The organism is Sinorhizobium terangae, from assembly GCF_029714365.1.
GTDB lineage: Bacteria > Pseudomonadota > Alphaproteobacteria > Rhizobiales > Rhizobiaceae > Sinorhizobium > Sinorhizobium terangae.
In genome coordinates this window covers 1,882,747-1,899,077 of sequence record NZ_CP121659.1, presented here as the reverse complement: position 1 = coordinate 1,899,077, position 16,331 = coordinate 1,882,747, and the positions used below count along the sequence as shown (strand labels likewise).

The 16,331-nt window shown below is 60.7% G+C and carries 18 protein-coding genes and 1 pseudogene; 8 read left to right on the top strand and 11 right to left on the bottom strand.

The annotated features are described in order from the left end of the window. Positions 1–7 precede the first annotated feature (7 nt). The 5 genes from QA637_RS09020 to QA637_RS09000 form a co-directional block, all read right to left on the bottom strand. Positions 8–1,213: an NAD(P)/FAD-dependent oxidoreductase gene (locus QA637_RS09020; protein WP_153437485.1), complete on the bottom strand. Its 1,206-nt coding sequence runs from the start codon at positions 1,211–1,213 to the stop codon at positions 8–10. 57 nt (positions 1,214–1,270) lie between these two features. Beyond that, on the bottom strand, positions 1,271–2,215 hold the full coding sequence (locus QA637_RS09015; RefSeq protein WP_153437486.1) for a substrate-binding domain-containing protein: 945 nt from the start codon (positions 2,213–2,215) through the stop codon (positions 1,271–1,273). A gap of 178 nt (positions 2,216–2,393) precedes the next feature. Then, positions 2,394–2,705 (bottom strand): Rieske (2Fe-2S) protein, encoded by a 312-nt coding sequence (locus QA637_RS09010; RefSeq protein ID WP_153437487.1) that lies wholly within the window; start codon positions 2,703–2,705, stop codon positions 2,394–2,396. Next, positions 2,702–3,736, bottom strand: a complete 1,035-nt coding sequence (locus tag QA637_RS09005) for a sterol desaturase family protein (RefSeq protein WP_153437488.1) — start codon at positions 3,734–3,736, stop codon at positions 2,702–2,704. Before QA637_RS09005 ends, QA637_RS09010 begins: the two co-directional genes overlap by 4 nt. A gap of 167 nt (positions 3,737–3,903) precedes the next feature. Then, the gene (locus QA637_RS09000) at positions 3,904–4,905 is read right to left on the bottom strand and encodes a LacI family DNA-binding transcriptional regulator (RefSeq protein WP_184108828.1); all 1,002 of its coding nucleotides are present in this window, start codon (positions 4,903–4,905) and stop codon (positions 3,904–3,906) included. A 353-nt stretch (positions 4,906–5,258) separates the two neighbouring features. Here QA637_RS09000 and QA637_RS08995 point away from each other — a divergent pair, with 353 nt between their 5' ends. Next, complete coding sequence (locus QA637_RS08995; RefSeq protein WP_153437489.1) at positions 5,259–5,561, top strand: YdhR family protein; 303 nt, start codon at positions 5,259–5,261, stop codon at positions 5,559–5,561. 354 nt (positions 5,562–5,915) lie between these two features. After that, a complete protein-coding gene (locus tag QA637_RS08990; RefSeq protein WP_283064779.1) occupies positions 5,916–7,646 on the top strand; it encodes an adenylate/guanylate cyclase domain-containing protein in 1,731 nt (576 codons plus the stop codon). Between the two features lie 2 nt (positions 7,647–7,648). On the opposite strand, the gene QA637_RS08985 is transcribed toward QA637_RS08990, so the two are convergent. Next, positions 7,649–7,828, bottom strand: a complete 180-nt coding sequence (locus QA637_RS08985) for a hypothetical protein (protein ID WP_153437491.1) — start codon at positions 7,826–7,828, stop codon at positions 7,649–7,651. Between the two features lie 616 nt (positions 7,829–8,444). Between QA637_RS08985 and QA637_RS08980 the strand changes: the two genes are divergently transcribed. After that, positions 8,445–8,705, top strand: coding sequence for a hypothetical protein (locus QA637_RS08980; protein WP_153437492.1), 261 nt, complete (start codon positions 8,445–8,447; stop codon positions 8,703–8,705). 309 nt (positions 8,706–9,014) lie between these two features. On the opposite strand, the gene QA637_RS08975 is transcribed toward QA637_RS08980, so the two are convergent. After that, complete coding sequence (locus tag QA637_RS08975) at positions 9,015–9,212, bottom strand: hypothetical protein (protein WP_153437493.1); 198 nt, start codon at positions 9,210–9,212, stop codon at positions 9,015–9,017. Between the two features lie 903 nt (positions 9,213–10,115). Between QA637_RS08975 and QA637_RS08970 the strand changes: the two genes are divergently transcribed. Further along, positions 10,116–10,274: a hypothetical protein gene (locus tag QA637_RS08970; RefSeq protein ID WP_153437494.1), complete on the top strand. Its 159-nt coding sequence runs from the start codon at positions 10,116–10,118 to the stop codon at positions 10,272–10,274. Between the two features lie 27 nt (positions 10,275–10,301). Beyond that, positions 10,302–10,916, top strand: coding sequence for a hypothetical protein (locus QA637_RS08965; protein WP_283064778.1), 615 nt, complete (start codon positions 10,302–10,304; stop codon positions 10,914–10,916). A gap of 14 nt (positions 10,917–10,930) precedes the next feature. Here QA637_RS08965 and QA637_RS08960 read toward each other — a convergent pair whose 3' ends face one another. Next, entirely contained in the window at positions 10,931–11,494 is a 564-nt protein-coding gene (locus QA637_RS08960) for a hypothetical protein (RefSeq protein WP_153437496.1), read from the bottom strand. A gap of 45 nt (positions 11,495–11,539) precedes the next feature. On the opposite strand from QA637_RS08960, the gene QA637_RS08955 reads away from it, so the two are divergent. Beyond that, a complete protein-coding gene (locus tag QA637_RS08955; RefSeq protein ID WP_153437497.1) occupies positions 11,540–11,944 on the top strand; it encodes a hypothetical protein in 405 nt (134 codons plus the stop codon). 106 nt (positions 11,945–12,050) lie between these two features. On the opposite strand, the gene QA637_RS08950 is transcribed toward QA637_RS08955, so the two are convergent. Beyond that, positions 12,051–12,455, bottom strand: coding sequence for a hypothetical protein (locus QA637_RS08950; protein WP_153437498.1), 405 nt, complete (start codon positions 12,453–12,455; stop codon positions 12,051–12,053). Positions 12,456–12,786: 331 nt separating this feature from the next. Between QA637_RS08950 and QA637_RS08945 the strand changes: the two genes are divergently transcribed. Then, positions 12,787–12,942, top strand: coding sequence for a DUF3309 family protein (locus QA637_RS08945; RefSeq protein ID WP_153437499.1), 156 nt, complete (start codon positions 12,787–12,789; stop codon positions 12,940–12,942). 27 nt (positions 12,943–12,969) lie between these two features. Here the strand turns inward: QA637_RS08945 and QA637_RS08940 are convergent, their stop codons facing one another. Then, positions 12,970–13,311 carry a GFA family protein gene (locus QA637_RS08940; RefSeq protein WP_153437500.1) on the bottom strand — a complete coding sequence of 114 codons (342 nt, stop codon included), beginning with the start codon at positions 13,309–13,311 and terminating at the stop codon, positions 12,970–12,972. A 696-nt stretch (positions 13,312–14,007) separates the two neighbouring features. Next, the gene (locus tag QA637_RS08935) at positions 14,008–14,253 is read right to left on the bottom strand and encodes a hypothetical protein (RefSeq protein ID WP_153437501.1); all 246 of its coding nucleotides are present in this window, start codon (positions 14,251–14,253) and stop codon (positions 14,008–14,010) included. 108 nt (positions 14,254–14,361) lie between these two features. Here QA637_RS08935 and QA637_RS08925 point away from each other — a divergent pair. Next, positions 14,362–15,782 (top strand): annotated as a pseudogene (locus QA637_RS08925) (terminase large subunit domain-containing protein). Positions 15,783–16,331 lie beyond the last annotated feature (549 nt).

The window sequence follows — 16,331 nt, the reverse complement described above, 5'->3', positions numbered from 1 at the left end:
AGGGGCATCAGGCCGCCCGCGGGCTTTTCAGAAGCGTCTTGAGGTTCAAGCCAGGGTCGGCCAATGCCACGGGGTCGGGGCTGACGCCTGCGGCAATCAACATCTCAGCCAGTTTGATCTCCTTGGCCAGGCTGTTGCCGAAGCCGAGGCCCGCCGCAGCCACGAGGCGTCCATCGTCCAGATAGAACTCGAGTTCGCCGGCCGCGGCTGAGCGCACGACGCGCTGATGCGCTGGCTGCGGCAGCCCCGCTACCTGCAAGCCAAGATCGTACTGGTCGGACCAGAACCACGGGATAGCGGCAAAGGTCTCGGCTGCACCGGCCATGTTTCGCGCTGCGGTTTCGGCCTGCGTCCTTGCGTTCCGCCAGCTTTCATAGCGAACATGCCCGCCACCTAGTTGCGCCACCGCCGCGCAATCGCCGGCAGCGAATATGTCGGGGGCGCTGGTACGAAGAAAGCTGTCCGCCAAGACACCGTTGCCGGTTGCCAGTCCTGCCGCCTCGGCCAGCGCGATATCGGGCAGTACGCCGATCGCCGCGACGACGACGTCGGCGGGCACATCGCTGCCATCGGCGAGCACAACAGCGTTATCCGTGATTTCGGCAACGCCCTGTCCGAAGTGGAAATGCACGCCTTCGTCCATATGCCTCGCATGCAGCTTTGCGGCAAAACGCTCGGGAACTGCACGTCCGAGCGGCTTCGGTGCCGCTTCGACAATGCTGACGGCGATGCCTTTTCCACGCAGGACTGCCGCGAGCTCCATTCCGATCAAACCGCCGCCAATGATCGCAACGCGCCTGCCGGCTTCTGCATGGGAGAAAACCATCTTCGCATCTGCATAGGTGCGGAAATCGAGCGCGTGGTCCGCTCCCGGGCATGTCAGGCGTCTCGGACGCGCGCCTATGGCGAGAAGCAGCTTTTCATACCTCAGCGCCCGCCCGTCGCCTAAGGTCACGGTTCCGGCGTCGGCATCGAGTTTCGAGGCCGACACTCCGGGCAAATAGTCGATGCCGGCCGCCGCCAGCGCTTCGGCTGCGCAGATCGGCTTCATCTGCACCGCACCGTCTCCCGGTTTCGACAGCGGCGGGCGCTCATAGGGCAGGTGAGGCTCGGCTCCGACCAGCGTGACCGATCCGGAATAGCCCGCTTCTCGCAGGGCGAATGCTGCTCGGGTGCCGCATTCCCCGGCACCGATGATGACGATACCGTCCATGTGCTCTCCAATCGTGAGAAGACCGGCGCAACCAGCAGGGGCGCCGGTCGGGGAGGATCAGTTCTGTTTGGCGTATTCGGCCATGTTCTTGGGCGTGACCAGTTCGAAGGGCACCCAGACCTCCTTGTCGACGCTCTTGCCGCGAGCGAGCGCCACGGCCGCATCCACGGCGCTCGCCGACTGTCCCCTGGCGTTCTGGAACACCGTCACATCGAGATCACCGGCGGCCATGGCGGCAAGGCCATCCTGCGTCGCATCGATGCCGACGACGATCACATCATCCATCGACATGCCCGCGGCCTTGAGCGCCTGGATCGCGCCGATCGCCATCTCGTCATTGTTGGCAAAGATCACATCGATCGGCTGTCCGGCTGTGACCCAGTTCGTGGTCAGATCCATCGCGTTGGTGCGCGTCCAAGCGGCGGACTGCTCGTCGGCGATGGTCACGCCCTTGCAATCACCTGCCGCCAGCGTTTCCTTGACCGACGACGTACGGTCACGCGAGGCCTGGTGGGCCAGATCTCCCATTAAGATGTAGACCTGCGCCTCGTCTGCCTTTCCCATTTCTTTCAGCAGTTCGCAGGCCGCCTCCGCACCGAGCCTTCCGGAGTCGATTTCCTTCGAACCGACATAAGCCTGCTTTTCCGGCAGCTTATCGATGTTTTCCGGCTCGAGATTGACGTAGACGAGGGGAATTCCAGCTTTCCGAGCCGCCTCGCTGATGCCGGGAGCGGCGGAGGTGTCCGTCAGGGTTATGATGATCCCATCCACGCCCGCAGCGATGAAGTTGTTCACCTGGTTGATCTGCTTGGAGATGTCGGTCTGCGCATCCTCGATCTGGAGAGTGACCCCGCCCACCTGGGACGCCCTTGCGTCGAGCCCCTGGCGCAGCAATGTCTGGAAGTTGTTGTCGAAACTCTGCATCGAAACGCCGATCGTCTCGGCCGATGCGGTACCAGCCATCAAGGCAGCCAGAACGGCCGCCGCAACAGTCGATTTCATTTCATCCTCCCTTCGGGGGTGCCGGACCACCCAGTTGCATCCCGGAGGCCCATCGGGCCCAATGTCGCGCAGCCTTAGAGCACCGTGCGTTCGAACGAACACACGCAGAACTCTCTAACTGTTTGATTTTATGGAGTTTTATTCGCTTCTATCGATTTCCGCCTGAAAGCGGGTCGTTCTAGTCCAGGGCCACGCGAACTTCTCCGTCCACCACCTCGGCCGGATAGGTTTTCAGGTTCTCGCAGGCGGGAAGCCTGAGCGCTTCGCCGGTGCGATAATCGAAGGCGCCGGAATGCTTGGGACATTCCACCTCGAAATCCATCACCAATCCGTCGGCGAGATGGATCGCCTCGTGTGTGCAGAGGCCGGCGGTGCAGTAGACACTGTCGTCTGGCCCGCGGTAGATCGCGTAGGTGCGCCCGCCATGGTCGAAGCGGATGGCTCCTTCCTGTTCGATGTCGTCAAGCTTGCAGGCAGAGATCCAGGTCATTGGGCGGTTCCCCCGAATTCGACGCGAGCCTTGCGGGCCGCGAGTTTTTCCTTGCGCTTGCGATAGCGTTCCTGCATCCGCGCTTCGCCTTCCGGAGAGCCGTCGTGCCAGGTGCCGAACCATTTATCGAGCGGGATCAGGGCGTCGCCGTAGTTCACCTCGAAGTATTTGTGGTGCAGGTAGTGCGCATAGGCATGGCTATCGATGAGCTTGTCCTCCCCGATCTCGACCTTGTCGAAGCCGACATGGCCGGGAATGGCTCCGAAGCCCGCATAGTGGAGCTGATAGAGCATGAGGATAGGGTTGGAGGGCAGGATCAGGTGATAGAACGCCGTTCCGAAGTAGAGCAGGTGCTCGACCGGATGCATCGACAGCGAAGACCAGGGCGAGGGGTTCACCGAATTGTGGTGGACCGAATGCACCCTCTTGTAGAGGAAGGGCGTGTGGATGAGCCGGTGGATGCAGAAGAAGTGGAACTCGTGAATGATCGGCACCACCAGCGCGACAACGGCAAGCGTCCACGGATTTTCCGTGAAGCTCAGCCAGGGCGCATAGCCGTTGGCATAGGCCCACAGCATGGCGACTTCGACCGCGGTCCAGACGGTCACGCCCGAGAGAAACGTGCGCAGAATATTGTCGACGCTCTGGCTCTCGAACCAGAATGCCTTGCTCTTCTGCTCGGCCGGGAACTTTCCGTTGTACTTGAAGCGGTTCTCCTGCCGCTTCAGGACATAGAGATGAAGCTCGAAAGCGCCGTAGAAGAAAAACACGCAAATCGCATTGACGGCGTAAAGCCAGGCGATCCAGCCGATGGCGAAAGTCTGCATCGTGTTGATCGTCGGAATCACCCATGCCCAGTAGGCCACCGCCGATGCCGCGAAGATCACGTTCCAGGGAAGGAAGTAGTGCGGCAGCCACTTCAGAATTGCCATCAACCGGGGCGGAAAGACGAACAGCGGCGCGGTTTCGACCGGCCGGTTCGGCGCCCAGTCGCCGCGCTTGTTGCGCGTTCCATATTGTAGGTCGTCCATTGCGCTCTCCCTGGGCGGTCGCGCCCGCACAGATTCTCTCGATCAAAGGAGAGCGCGTCGCGCGCCTGATCCGGTGTCGCTCCGTTTCGACGCTCCGTCTCTCCTCCCTGACTTGACAAATATCAGGAGGCTTTCTGAACACCGAAACCTTCCTTGATCAAATTAGATCAAAGCGCCTCGGCGGTGATGGTAACGAAGCGAATGGGAGCGCGATCCGGCTCGATCGCAGTCAAGCCGATGCGACGCAGGATCAAATCGAGCGCACGCTGGGCCTGCGCCTCGGGAGCCTGATCCAACACCACGTCCATGATGCCCTCTCGCAAGGCGGTGCTGGTGTAGTCGGTCAATTCGTGCCCGACGAACAACACGTCCCGGCCCCGGCGATGACGGCGCAGGACCTGGATCAGAGCGGAGTTTGCGCCTCCGGCGTTATAAAGCCCGACGAGATCCGGATACATTTCAAGCGCAAGGGACAATGACTCCGCGCTGTAGTGCTCTTCGTCGCGGCTGAAGCCGAGCCATTCAAAGGCGATGGGGCCGGGGTGTTCATGAAAGTAGTCCGAGAACCCGCGGATACGATCGCGGTGCACCTGATAGATCGGATGACACAGCCCAATGACCGGGCCCTCTGCCCGCGCCATGCGGGCTATGAAGTGAGCCGCCGTCCGTCCGGCGGCGTAATTGTCAATTCCGACGAATTCCCCCGTGCTCTCGGATGCTCGGGTTACGACATGGACGACCGGCACCCCTCGCGCAACCACCGCTTCCACGGCCGCACTGATCAGCGGGCTGTTGGGAACCGCAAGGATCAGACCGGCACGCGGCAGGTCGGTGGAAAGGATGCGCCTTGCGATCTCGTCCGGCTTCATCTCTTCGGTGAAGCTCCGGTGGACGATCACCAGAGGATCGAGGGTCGCGGCAATCCTCTCGAACGCCTTGGAGAGCCGTCGGTAGAAAGTGGTCTCGGGGCGAACCATCAGCACTTCGATACGCAGCAGTCCCCGATGAGCGTCGGGAAGCGTGCGCGGGTAGTTCAAAGTGCGCGCGGCAACGACGACCTTCTCGACCAGTTCCGGGCGAACGCCTCCGCGCCCGTTCAGGACCCGCTCGACCGTTGCGGTTCCCACTCCGGCCCGGCGGGCGATGTCCTGGTAATTCGGCTTGCTCACATTCTGGTCCCTCGGATGGGCTTTGCATGCTTTCCTAAATCGTGTCCGATTTCAGGGGCAAAAACATGCAGCAATACGGCCGTCGGCGAGAGGGGCTGGTTCGGGCCAATTTGAGCGCGGGGGGTGGATGTCAAGCTCACCGGCGACGGAATGCTGGTCGAGTTCTCAAGCGTGGTGAACGCGGTGGCCTGCGCAATGGAAATCCAACGCAAGATGCGCAAGTGGAACGCCGATGTACCCTCGCCACGATGCCGCTTGAGGTGGTATCTTGAAGGGGCGCCAAACAAGGGGACGCGGAGGGTCGCTTGTGATCGTGTAACGCCTACTGCTACAGAGAATAGGGGAGGAAAGACATGTCGGCCAAAATTCTGCAAATCAACTACAAGCTCAACGGACCGAGGGCCGAGTACGAGAAAGAAAATCTGCCCTATGCTCAACCCATCGCGGACATACCTGGCCTGCGCTGGAAGGTCTGGATCATTAATGAGGCCCAAAGTGAAGCCGGCGGGATCTACCTGTTCGACGATGACGCCGCAGTGCAAGCCTTCGTCGACGGGCCAATTATTGCGGAGATGAAAGGTGACCCGACGTTGAGCATCAAGGCGTTTGACGTGATCGGGGAACTCACGTCCATCACGCGTGGCCCCGTGAAGTAGTATTCTCGGAAGTTAGGAGGCGCATGTGACAGTTGAGACAACGGGACGAAACGCCCCCCGCTGTCGCGCCTCGGACAGGAGCTGTAGGTCTGATTCCGGCCGTTACACACATTTCCCGGAATTGCTCTAATCCAGCATGACGACCGCTTCGACCTCGAAGAGCATCGGGTCAATTGCCAAGGTCGTTGTTCGCGGTCCTCAGACGGCGCTTTCAGGAAAGGGCTTGACTTCCTGCTCGATGGCCTCGCTCCCGGACAATGAACATCCTGCCGCCGCCAGACGCATTCGGTTGATAGACATTTCCAATGGACGTCCTACAATTCCACGGCACTGCGTTCTGCGAAGGCGTTTGACATGGCTGAGGAACGCGCCCAACGGCGTCTTGCCGCCATAATGGCTGCCGATGTGGTCGGTTACAGCCGCCTCGTCGAACTGGACGAGAGCGGCACGCTGGCAACGTTGAAGGAACGCCGCAAGCAGATCCTGGAACCGCTGGTACGCGAGAATAATGGCCGTGTCGTCAAGACGATGGGCGATGGAGTGCTGGTCGAGTTCGCAAGCGCGGTCAACGCCGTGACCTGTGCGATCGAATTCCAGCGGCGGATGCAGGCGGCAAACGAGGGACTTGCAGACGACCGGCAAATTCTTCTGAGAATTGGGATCAACCTAGGCGACGTCGTCGTCGAGAGCGGCGATCTCTACGGCGACGGCGTCATCATAGCCGCGCGGCTCGAGGCAATGGCCGGTCCGGGAGAGATCTTCGTCTCCAGCAGCATCTATGATCAGGTCCGCCGGCGGCTCTACTGCGAATTTGACGACCTTGGCCCGCACGCCATCAAGAACGTGGCCGAGCCGGTTTCCGTTTATCGCATCGAGACTTCGGCCTGGGGCCAGCATGGCGCCGCGAAGGCGCCGTTGCCGCTGCCGACCAAGCCTTCCATTGCCGTCCTGCCATTCACCAACATGAGCAACGATCCGGAGCAGGAGGTTTTTGTCGACGGCTTGACCGAAGACCTGATCACCGACCTCTCCAGGGCCAGCGGCCTGTTCGTCATCGCCAGCAATTCCGTTTTCGCCTACAAGGGCAGGCACACGGATGTGCGCCGCATTGCCCGCGAGCTTGGAGTTCGTTACGTGTTGGAAGGCAGCGCACGCCGTGCCGCCGGGCGGGTTCGCATCAATGCCCAGTTGATCGACGCCATGCAGGGGGACCACCTGTGGGCGGAGAGGTTCGACCGCGGGCTCGAGGACATTTTTGCCGTCCAGGACGAGGTGACGAGCAAGATCGTCGAGGCGCTGGTCGGGCGATTGACGGCGACGCCGGCGCGAAACAGGCCGACGGACATGGAGGCCTATGATCTCTGCGTCCGGGCGCGTTCGCTCGGCCTGCAGACGGCCGGCGCCGCAAGGGAGGCGATCTTCCTGCTGCAGCGGGTAATCGCACGCGATCCGGACTATGCGGAGGCCCATCGGCTGCTGGCGCTCAACCTTTGGCTGAGCTGGGAATTCTGGGATCAGCCGATCGATCCCAACCGGCCGCGAGCCGTCGCGGAAGCGCAAAAAGCGGTCGCGCTCGACCCCAATGACGCCGGCAACCGCTGGGTGCTCGGCATCATCCTCGGCCATGAGCGCCGCTGGGAGGAATCGGATGCGGAGTTCGACCTTGCTCTGAGGCTCGATCCCAACCATGCCGACGCCTGGGCGATGCGGTCGGATCTGATCGTGCTCGCCGGGCGGCCCGGCGAAGCCATCGAGCACGTCCGAAAGGCCCTCCGGCTCAATCCTCACCCGCCTGGCTGGTATTATTGGATGCTGGGTCAGGCCCAGTATGCGAGCCGCGACTACGAGGCGGCGGTCCAGACATTGCGCCGCCCGGAAACCTACCGCGCGACCTCGCGCCGCCTGCTTGCGGCAAGCCTGGCGCGGCTCGGGCGGCTGGATGATGCGCGGACGGAGGCGCAGCTCTTCATGATGAACAACCCGAACTTCACGATACGGCAGTGGTCGGATTCGCAACCGTTCCGGGATGAAGAGCTCAGGCGGTATTTTATCGACGGTTATCGCCTGGCCGGTCTGCCGGAGTGAGGTCAGCCGCGTTGTTGCAAGAACTTCATCGCGGCGTGGGCGGCGGCTTGCGCTTGGAACTCGGAGGCAAATTGCCCCTCGGCCGGATAGGTCACGCCGCGGAAGGTGAGGACGAAGGCCCAGCGGCCGTTCAATCGCTTCTCGACCTTGATCGTGGCATCGGGCTTGTTGTCGGAGTTCAAAGCGGTTTCCTCGAAAGTTTTGTCGGGCAAGCCCGTTGGAGTGTAACTTGCGCATTCGCGAGTGAAAGGCAAGACGGGAAGGGCTGCATGCCGTCCACACATGTTGGAGCGTCATTGCCGCAGACGTTGGGGCACTGTCGATCAGATTTTCTTGCCTCGATTCGCCATTTTTTAAGAAGAAGCCGGCAAGTTACTCGAGATTTCTCAAGTCGACGTCGAGTTGAGGGATCATGTGGCAATTCAAAGCATTACAGCAGGCATTCGCGCGTCATGAGACGCTTGATGCTGTAAGGCGGTTCGGAGCACATGATGGGCTACGATTGGACCGGCGAGAGAACGCGCCGAATGAAAATGTTGCGCGCCTGCGCCTATGCGGTGCTCTGCGGTGCGATCGCCGCCTTTTTCGTTACGGCGGTTGTCAAATGAAGGGCGGTCGGCTGCAGCGCTGCGCGTCTCACTGAAAACATCCATCTGATTTCTTTTCTTCTTCGGGACGTCCTGCCTTGTGGGCGTGAAGAATTCCGTCGTAGCGGGTACGCCGGAGATGCTTCTGGAACCTTCTCCCCGCGTAGGCCGTTAAATTTGCTCGGCTCGTCGAAGAATGCGAGCGTTCGGCATGGATGTGCAGAAGGCAGGAATGGCCAGGCTGCTTTTGGCAGCCCCGGAGTTGAGGGACAGCGCTTGGATGATGCAGGATCTCGTGTTTCTGCATCTATGCGAGGTATACGAGCACGCGTGCCTCCAACGCGATGTTCTGCGATGCGCTTCCGACAAAGACGATGAAAGCTTGCTCCAGTTCGAGGCAAAGTGCAGAGCTCTGGAAGTTGCTGCAATCGCCTACATCCGCGAGCAGCGGAAGTTTTCGGGCATTGTCTGATCGGCGACTTCGATCAGGGGATCAACGTCGCGACCATGAACGCCGCAACCAGCGCGCACGCGGCAATCACCACGACCCACTCGACCATCCTCGCACGCGGGACAGGGACCATCGGCAGTCCTCCGCTTTGAAACTGCGCAATTCCCGGACGGAAAACCGTTACGCACTTTTCCTGGAATTGCTCTGTTCAGGCTGGCAGGGAAACGTTCAGCGAGGATAAAGGTTCATGTCACGCCGCGATGCCGCCGGAAATACGCGTGACGTTTCCGGCGACATTGCTGTGGATTCAGGAGACTACGGATGCGGGGCCTATTCCACCGCGTGGACTGGGCCGAAGCGTTCCATGATGAACGAGGTCTGGACGGCGGGGCCCTGGAGGCGGTCGGTCTTTTCGAGTTTTACCGTCGGCATTTCGGCTGGCTGCGTGTGCTGCTGCCAGGAGGTGGTGAGAAACAGGCCAGCGCCGGCAACAAATCCGATGGCAACATAGATCCAGTGATTACGCATGACTGAAGCTCCTTCTGTCGGAAGGCAAATGCGTGAGGGCTTGTCTGGTTCCCCGGTATCGGTCCGGGAGCCAAGGGTTGATCAAAGTCTAAAAAATAAGTGCCGCACCGTCATTTCTTGCTGTTACAGTATAAATATTTGTCGGCTTGCCGGTTTTTCTAGCCTCGCTCACGTCTTTTTTACCGGCAGGTCGGGGCAATGGTTTTTCCCTCGGCGTGCGCGACAGCCAACCACCGGCCTTACGGCGCGATGATCATTCGTCTCTCGCTTTGCTTGCGGAAATGCCACCAATACAATCATGCCCAAGCCCCTTGAGCATCGACCCGTTTCGATTGAAGCAGAGGGCTCTGTCTTATGCAAGGAAATTATAATATACGTTTGTATAGCAAGGGCTTGGGCCGGATTTTGCAGGCGGGTGCCGTGGGCGATTGTGTCGGTGGTGCGGGCGGGTTGGGCAACGGGCGGCTTCCGGAAGGTGGGTTACAAGTAGCCAAAATGCTGTCGCTAAATCGGCGATCGGAAGCTTTTCGTTTTGCCCGCTCTTGCGGTCCGCGGGTGAATTGGATTATTCCATAAATCAAGGATAGGAATTTTGTCCTGATGCGACGGCTGCTTTTGGCAGCCGTTTCGATTTCTGAGCTTATCAAACCATCGTCAAACAACGGATTACGGCAGCCGCCGCGCGTCTCACGATGCGGCGCGGCGCCGTATGCGGCCGGTGATGCGCCTTGATGGAACAGCGACCTTGAGGCGTCCGAGAGGATGCGCGGCGCTGCGGCCTTGGCAGCGTCACCGGCCGCCCCCGCAGCCGCCCGACCGAACGCAAGGCGCAAGACGCTTGAACGACGTTGACACAGAGGCGCAACGCGACGGCCGGGCGGGCTGCGGAGGGCGGAAATCGAAATGCTACCGCAAATCCTCCAATTCGGCGAAGAGCGTGCCGAATTCGACGCGGCCTTTGTTCGCGACCGCGTCGGGGAACTGGAAATAGAGCTGCTCGGCGAGGGGCAAACCTCCGCCGACGAGAACTTCTTCGGTCTTGCGACGGTCGGGCGAGCGTAACAGCCAAAACGCACCAAGGAGATGCTCATGAGCGACCGGACATTCCCTTTGAGGAAAAATACTACTGCCGGAAATATTCAGCGGCAAACGCTACTCGCGCCAAGCCCTGGATACATCAGTCCGGAGGATGCGAGAGCTTATGCAGAAAGCCTGCTTGAAAGTGCCTTGTATGGACCAAGCTCCTATTTGCCAGAAGGGACCAGGAAATCGCTCGGCGCGCTTTCCGGCGACAAAAGGGAACACTTCGGCACTTTACCACCAGGGCCGCGAAAAGGCTTAAGCGGGATGCAGAAGAATCTTGAAGACGCAAAAATCGAGCTGACCTATCTCATACCTAAGATTACCAACCCGGATGGAGCTTCCGTCTTGTCCAGCATTCAGGCTATGCAGGAGAAACTCGATGACGACGAGAAACGGAGATTTTACGAAGATCCTTATGTGAGGGAACCGAACATTGAAGAAGGCTCGCTGGCTCAACGGCGCCTCGAAAGGTCTGGCCGGGGAGCGGAGCGCAAGATACCGTATTCGCCTACGGGTGATTATCCTTGGGTTGACGCAGAGAACCGCAAGATCGGCGCTCAGAAGCTATCGAGGATGTTTGGAACCACCTTGCTGGAAGCGCTTAGAACGTGGCGAGAGTGATGTCCGCCGGATTATCAAAGGTCCTGGACTCCCTCTGTACCGCTTACTCGCTGGCGACGTTCGTTGGCCCGCGGGTCCTGGTATTCGATGTAGATCTTTCCGAACTCGACCTTGCCCCGGAGAGCTAAATACCGAGGCAGTTTATAGTAAAGGGTTTCGATATGGAGTTTGCCCTCCACCCGTACTGGCACTTGATATGACTTGTCGGCAAAAAGACAACAATAGGCCGGCTCCTCCGGATCCCCGTGCACGCTGAGGTAATAGTAGTTGCTGGAAGCGCCGCTGATAGTGACCTCATGCTTTCCGACCTTTATGGTGCAGTAATAACTAGAGCCGCACCTGCCGGTTGCTTGCGAATAGTTTCCATCGAATTTTTCGATCCATATTCTGACTTGATAGGATGGGTCATCTAACTTTTCCTTGGCGGCAAGAACTGTGGCCGATATGGCGAGCAGGAATACAGTAACGAAACTGCGCATGGTATCTCTCGAGGTCGCTATTGCACTGCAATTCAAACTGATTCGCGATTCTGGCGCAATTGTGGGTAGCGAAACGGGAATCGTTGCACGCTCAATCATGGGAACTTCCGGCGGGTGGAGACAAATACAAGGGAGGCGGTGCAGATGATCGACGACGATGTCTCGAGCACGCCCTCGGGCGAAGCGGGCGACGAGCCTAGCGCCGGTATGGCGGGGGTGACGAAGGGCTCGCGCACGCGGCTCGGCGGGGCCTTCCTCGAAGCGGTGCAGGCGGACTTCGAGGCGCATGGCGTCGACGTGATCGCGCGGCTGCGCGAGGAGAAGCCGGAATCCTATCTGAAGCTCCTGGCCTCGATCTTGCCCAAGGATCTTTCGGCGAATGCCAACGCGCTGGACGAGCTGACGGATGAGGAGCTTGTCCGGCGCATCCGGATGCTCGATCAGACGATCCGGCCGCTGATCGAGGCGCCGGCGAAGAGCAGGACGGCGCGGAAGTCCGTACGGACGCGGCGGCCGGCGGGACGGCGTTCCGGACCGGAGCAGGGCTGAGTCCTGCAGCAATTCAAAGTGTTGTGGCGAGTTTTGAATGTATGGAAGACGTATGCCGCCGCAGGTTGGGCAAGAATGAGGTGGAAGCCACCTCATCCCGATTGCATCAGCGCGCCCGTGAGACGCCGGCGGGAACTGCGGCCTCGCTGCCCGAGAAGATGATGACTGCGAACATCAGTACGCCGGCGAAGGCGATAAGCGAGGAAATGGCGACGATCGGTTCCATCGCTGTGTTTCCGGAAAGCATGAGATAAAGCGACGGGATCAGCACGGCGACGCCGAACGTGTAGACGACGTACTGGATCACCGCCAGGCGCTTCTCGGCCTTGCGTGGGTTGAGTGCGTGGTAAACGCCGAAGAGCGCCATGGTGACCCAGCCGAGCAGGTTGGCGTGGGCATGGGCGCCGGTCGGCGCGTGGTTGCCTGAAATCGACATGTGAAGGCCGATCGAGATGCCGGCAATCAGGAAAATGATGGCGGTCTTGAAGTAAAGATTTGCGATACGTGGCATTGGTTCTCCCCCTCTGTAGCCGTAGGAAATCTAGCATGTTCTCAAGAAGCTGAGAACAAATGCATACAAGGATCTTTGGCGCGCCGGCGCTGTTACCAATGATACAGTCGAAATATTGGCGGGGACAGCGGCGCGGCGCAGAATTATCCTCTGAGACGTGAGGTTTAGCGGTCGGCCGACGCAGTCTCATCGGAACTTATTGCGGTTATGGGCATTCGGTAGGAATGACAAACCATCCGCGGCGGCGCGCACGCGCCAATGTCACAGTGGCAGCTTGTAATTGCTGCGTAATTCCATCCGCGGATCGAATTATGCGGCGGAGGATCGCAATATGCTTGGAACCGTACTTCTCGTTATTTTGATCCTGCTCCTGATCGGCGCGTTTCCCTCCTGGCCCTATTCGAGCGGCTGGGGCTACGGCCCTTCCGGCATTCTCGGCGTCCTGGTGGTCGTGCTGGTGGTCCTGCTGTTAATGGGCAGGATCTGAGCAACCTCGCGGGGGTGGATGGTGCTGTTACCAGCTTGCACCATCGATCAATCGGTGCGGGATTTCCTCCCAGACGGCGCGGTCGAACATCCGCATGTTGACCCCCATGCGCGAGGCGTTGCGCCCGCGCGGCGACCAATGCGTCGTGCAGCCGCAGCGGCCGCAATGATGCATCGTGAGTGTTGCGTCGCCCTGGACATAGCCGACGAGCGTTTTCTGTTCGTCGATGACGGTGACGTCGCTCGCAGGATAATAGCCCCAGAGGGCGCCGAGCCGGCTGCAGATCGAGCAGTTGCAATCGCCAAGCGTCTCGGGGCGGATGGGAACGGTGATGCGCACCGACCTGCAATGGCAATGACCTTCTATCATGGGGCGTGCCTCCTTCAGTAAGCCGGCTCGCTTCAAGCATTGGCCAGCGCGGACGGAAGCGCAAGGGTGGAAACCGGCCGGAGGCGGAACCGAGACCGCAACCCAGGCGTTTTCAGGGCAAGTACGAAGGCCCAGCGCGGCCTGCTGCATGAGGACAAAATCATGCAGCAGATGAAAGTGTCACAGCTTTTGCGCGTCCGATCGGACGTGTAGAGCGCCGCGAGACGCGCAGGCAACCGCGTCAGCCCCATCCAGTCGGGCCTTCCCGGACGGGGCAATTCACTTCATCTGGAGATCGACGAGGTTATCTCAGTCGACACCGCCGGGACGGCTGGTGTGCGATTTTGGGCCAAGGCGACATGAAGAACCGCGGACACGGCAATGGAGAAGGTGAGAGCAGCTATCGAAGCGCCAAGACCAGTTTTGACCATCTCCATCCCCTTTCAAGCGCGTTGTTGTCGTCCGTCTCTTCAGAGCGTGGGATGACGTTAATCATGTGGCGCCGATTGAGATGTTCCCCCGGTAACGTGAAATACGGTTAACGGCCGGTTTATGGCGGCAGTCGCGCGTCGAACTGGCGTGCCTCGTGCGTCTGATAAGACGCGCGTGGCGGCCATAGTGCGGTTGTTATTGCAGTGGCGGGATTGCCGGCCGTGGGGCGGCCGAGCGATTTTCGCGACAGTTCAAGCTCTCGGCTTATTTGGTGGTGATGCCGTGGGCGGGAGCGCCTTCATTCGACCAGCAGGAGCAGGGTTCGCCGGCCGGACCGGTGCCGTAGTAGCACTGCGTCTGGGGGGTCTTGCATAGGCGCGGCGAATTATCGACGACAGCGGCGGCTATCTTGGAACGGCGCGCGGGTGCGGGCGCCTCCGCGGTCTCGGTGCACGAGGACGCCAGCGCCGAGAGGCAGAGCGTAATCAATAGCGTACGGCTGATTCTCATGCGGTGGAATTTCCACGACTTCTCGCCAAAGGCAAGAGCCAAAGATGGAACAATGCGCGAACCGGCGGAGAAAAAATGCCAAATCGATCGACCGGGCCTGCAGCGGCGATGGCTGGCGCCTCCGCGCGGCCGCGCGATCTGCGCGCGTTGCTCAAGGAACAGGCGGTGCTTATGGCCGAGCTCGACCGGCGGCGGCGCACCAATATTCTCGCCGGTTACCGGCCCTATGCGAAGCAACGCGAATTCCATGATGCGGGTGCCGCGGTGCGCGAACGGCTGTTCATGGCCGGCAATCAACTGGGCAAGACGCTTGCCGGCGCGGCGGAGGCGGCGATGCACCTGACAGGGCGCTACCGGACTGGTGGCGGGGCCGGCGGTTCGACCGACCGGTCGTACTGCTGGCGGGCTCGGAATCCTACGAGCTGACTCGCGACGGCGTGCAGCGGCTGCTGATCGGTCCGCCGCTCAACGAGGAGGATTGGGGCACCGGCTTCATTCCGAAGGCGGCAATCCAGGCGACCACGCGGCGTTCCGGCGCGTCCGGCGCGCTCGACAGCGTGACGGTGCGCCATGTCACGGGAGGCGCCTCGACGCTACTCTTCAAGGCCTACGAGCAGGGGCGCGGTAAGTGGCAGGCCAATACGGTCGACTATGTGTGGTTCGACGAGGAGCCGCCGGAGGATGTCTATTTCGAGGGGATCACCCGCACCAATGCGACGCGCGGTGCGGTCGCCGTCACGTTCACACCGCTCAAAGGGTTAAGCAGCGTCGTGGCGCGGTATCTGATGGAACAGTCGCCGGATCGCGAGGTCATCACCATGACGATCGAGGATGCGGAACACTATACGGCGGAGGAGCGGCAGCGGATCATCGACAGCTATCCGGCGCATGAACGGGAGGCCCGCACAAAGGGCGTCCCTGCACTCGGTTCGGGGCGCATCTTTCCGGTGGCGGAGGAGGCGATCCGCGTCGATCCGTTCGAGATCCCGAAGCACTGGGTGCAGATCGGCGGGCTCGATTTCGGCTGGGACCACCCCTTCGCCGCCACGGCCTGCGCGTGGGACCGGGACGCCGACGTCTTCTATGTGACGAAGACCTATCGCGAGCGCGAGGCGACGCCGATCATCCACGCGGCGGCGATAAAACCCTGGGGGACGTGGCTGCCCTTTGCCTGGCCACATGACGGCCTGCAGCACGACAAGGGCAGCGGCGAACAGCTTGCCGCGCAATATCGCGCGCAGGGATTGGCGCTGCTTGCCGAGCGGGCGACCTTCGACGACGGCACCAACGGCGTGGAGGCGGGGCTATCGGATATGCTGCAGCGGATGCAGACCGGGCGCTGGAAGGTGTTTACCACGCTGACCGACTGGTTTGAGGAATTCCGCCTCTACCACCGCAAGGACGGCCGTGTCGTCAAGGAACGCGACGACCTTCTCTCCGCCTCGCGTTACGCGCTGATGATGAAGCGGTTCGCGAGGGTGAGGGCGGATGCCGCGGCGTGGAAGTTCACGGATCGGAAGGTTGTTTGAGGATGTCGTTTAGACGCCTGGCTCCGTTCGTCTTGCGCGCATTTGTCTCACCGAACGTCGGGTGGCCGTTTCTGTCGGCGCAAGGGCGCCGCGCAGCGCGAGCCCGTGCGGCTTTTCTTGTTTGAAGGCAGCGACGAGTTCGCGCCGAAGGCCATCGCCGCGTTGCGAGCGCGATGCTGTGGAGTGCGAGGAGGGATCTCATGGCTGCCTCCATTGATTGATGGAGCATGTTGATCCGGCGATGTCATCGAAGCCACCCGTTTCCCGCGCTGGCCGAGGCAGGTGCGCCACTTGCGTGGTTCTGGCAGTGCGCTGGCGATCGTCGCCTCTGCCGCTTGCGTCCTGCTGCTGCTTCTCCTCATTGCCGAATAGGCACTGCCCGGAGGAGGTAAACCTGCCTTCTGCCCAGCGGATGAGGCTTAGCCCACAGGGGGTAGATGTCCATGCTTCGTTCCCGAAGCGTTCTCCGGTGTTCGTAATTACTTGAGCCGTTGTTTGCATAAGTGGCGTGGGGGCGCAGGCAGCCGGATCGAGTTTGCCGCAGGGAAA

Excerpts from the sequence above, each read along its gene's own strand:
- QA637_RS08965 (WP_283064778.1), top strand. The coding sequence starts at position 10,302 with ATGAGCGACCGGACATTCCCTTTGAGGAAAAATACTACTGCCGGAAAT.
- QA637_RS08995 (WP_153437489.1), top strand. The coding sequence starts at position 5,259 with ATGTCGGCCAAAATTCTGCAAATCAACTACAAGCTCAACGGACCGAGG.
- QA637_RS08950 (WP_153437498.1), bottom strand. The coding sequence starts at position 12,455 with ATGCCACGTATCGCAAATCTTTACTTCAAGACCGCCATCATTTTCCTG.
- QA637_RS08980 (WP_153437492.1), top strand. The coding sequence starts at position 8,445 with ATGGATGTGCAGAAGGCAGGAATGGCCAGGCTGCTTTTGGCAGCCCCG.
- QA637_RS08945 (WP_153437499.1), top strand. The coding sequence starts at position 12,787 with ATGCTTGGAACCGTACTTCTCGTTATTTTGATCCTGCTCCTGATCGGC.
- QA637_RS08960 (WP_153437496.1), bottom strand. The coding sequence starts at position 11,494 with ATGATTGAGCGTGCAACGATTCCCGTTTCGCTACCCACAATTGCGCCA.
- QA637_RS09015 (WP_153437486.1), bottom strand. The coding sequence starts at position 2,215 with ATGAAATCGACTGTTGCGGCGGCCGTTCTGGCTGCCTTGATGGCTGGT.
- QA637_RS08970 (WP_153437494.1), top strand. The coding sequence starts at position 10,116 with ATGCTACCGCAAATCCTCCAATTCGGCGAAGAGCGTGCCGAATTCGAC.
- QA637_RS08955 (WP_153437497.1), top strand. The coding sequence starts at position 11,540 with ATGATCGACGACGATGTCTCGAGCACGCCCTCGGGCGAAGCGGGCGAC.
- QA637_RS09010 (WP_153437487.1), bottom strand. The coding sequence starts at position 2,705 with ATGACCTGGATCTCTGCCTGCAAGCTTGACGACATCGAACAGGAAGGA.
- QA637_RS08940 (WP_153437500.1), bottom strand. The coding sequence starts at position 13,311 with ATGATAGAAGGTCATTGCCATTGCAGGTCGGTGCGCATCACCGTTCCC.
- QA637_RS08990 (WP_283064779.1), top strand. The coding sequence starts at position 5,916 with ATGGCTGAGGAACGCGCCCAACGGCGTCTTGCCGCCATAATGGCTGCC.
- QA637_RS09020 (WP_153437485.1), bottom strand. The coding sequence starts at position 1,213 with ATGGACGGTATCGTCATCATCGGTGCCGGGGAATGCGGCACCCGAGCA.
- QA637_RS08975 (WP_153437493.1), bottom strand. The coding sequence starts at position 9,212 with ATGCGTAATCACTGGATCTATGTTGCCATCGGATTTGTTGCCGGCGCT.
- QA637_RS08935 (WP_153437501.1), bottom strand. The coding sequence starts at position 14,253 with ATGAGAATCAGCCGTACGCTATTGATTACGCTCTGCCTCTCGGCGCTG.
- QA637_RS09005 (WP_153437488.1), bottom strand. The coding sequence starts at position 3,736 with ATGGACGACCTACAATATGGAACGCGCAACAAGCGCGGCGACTGGGCG.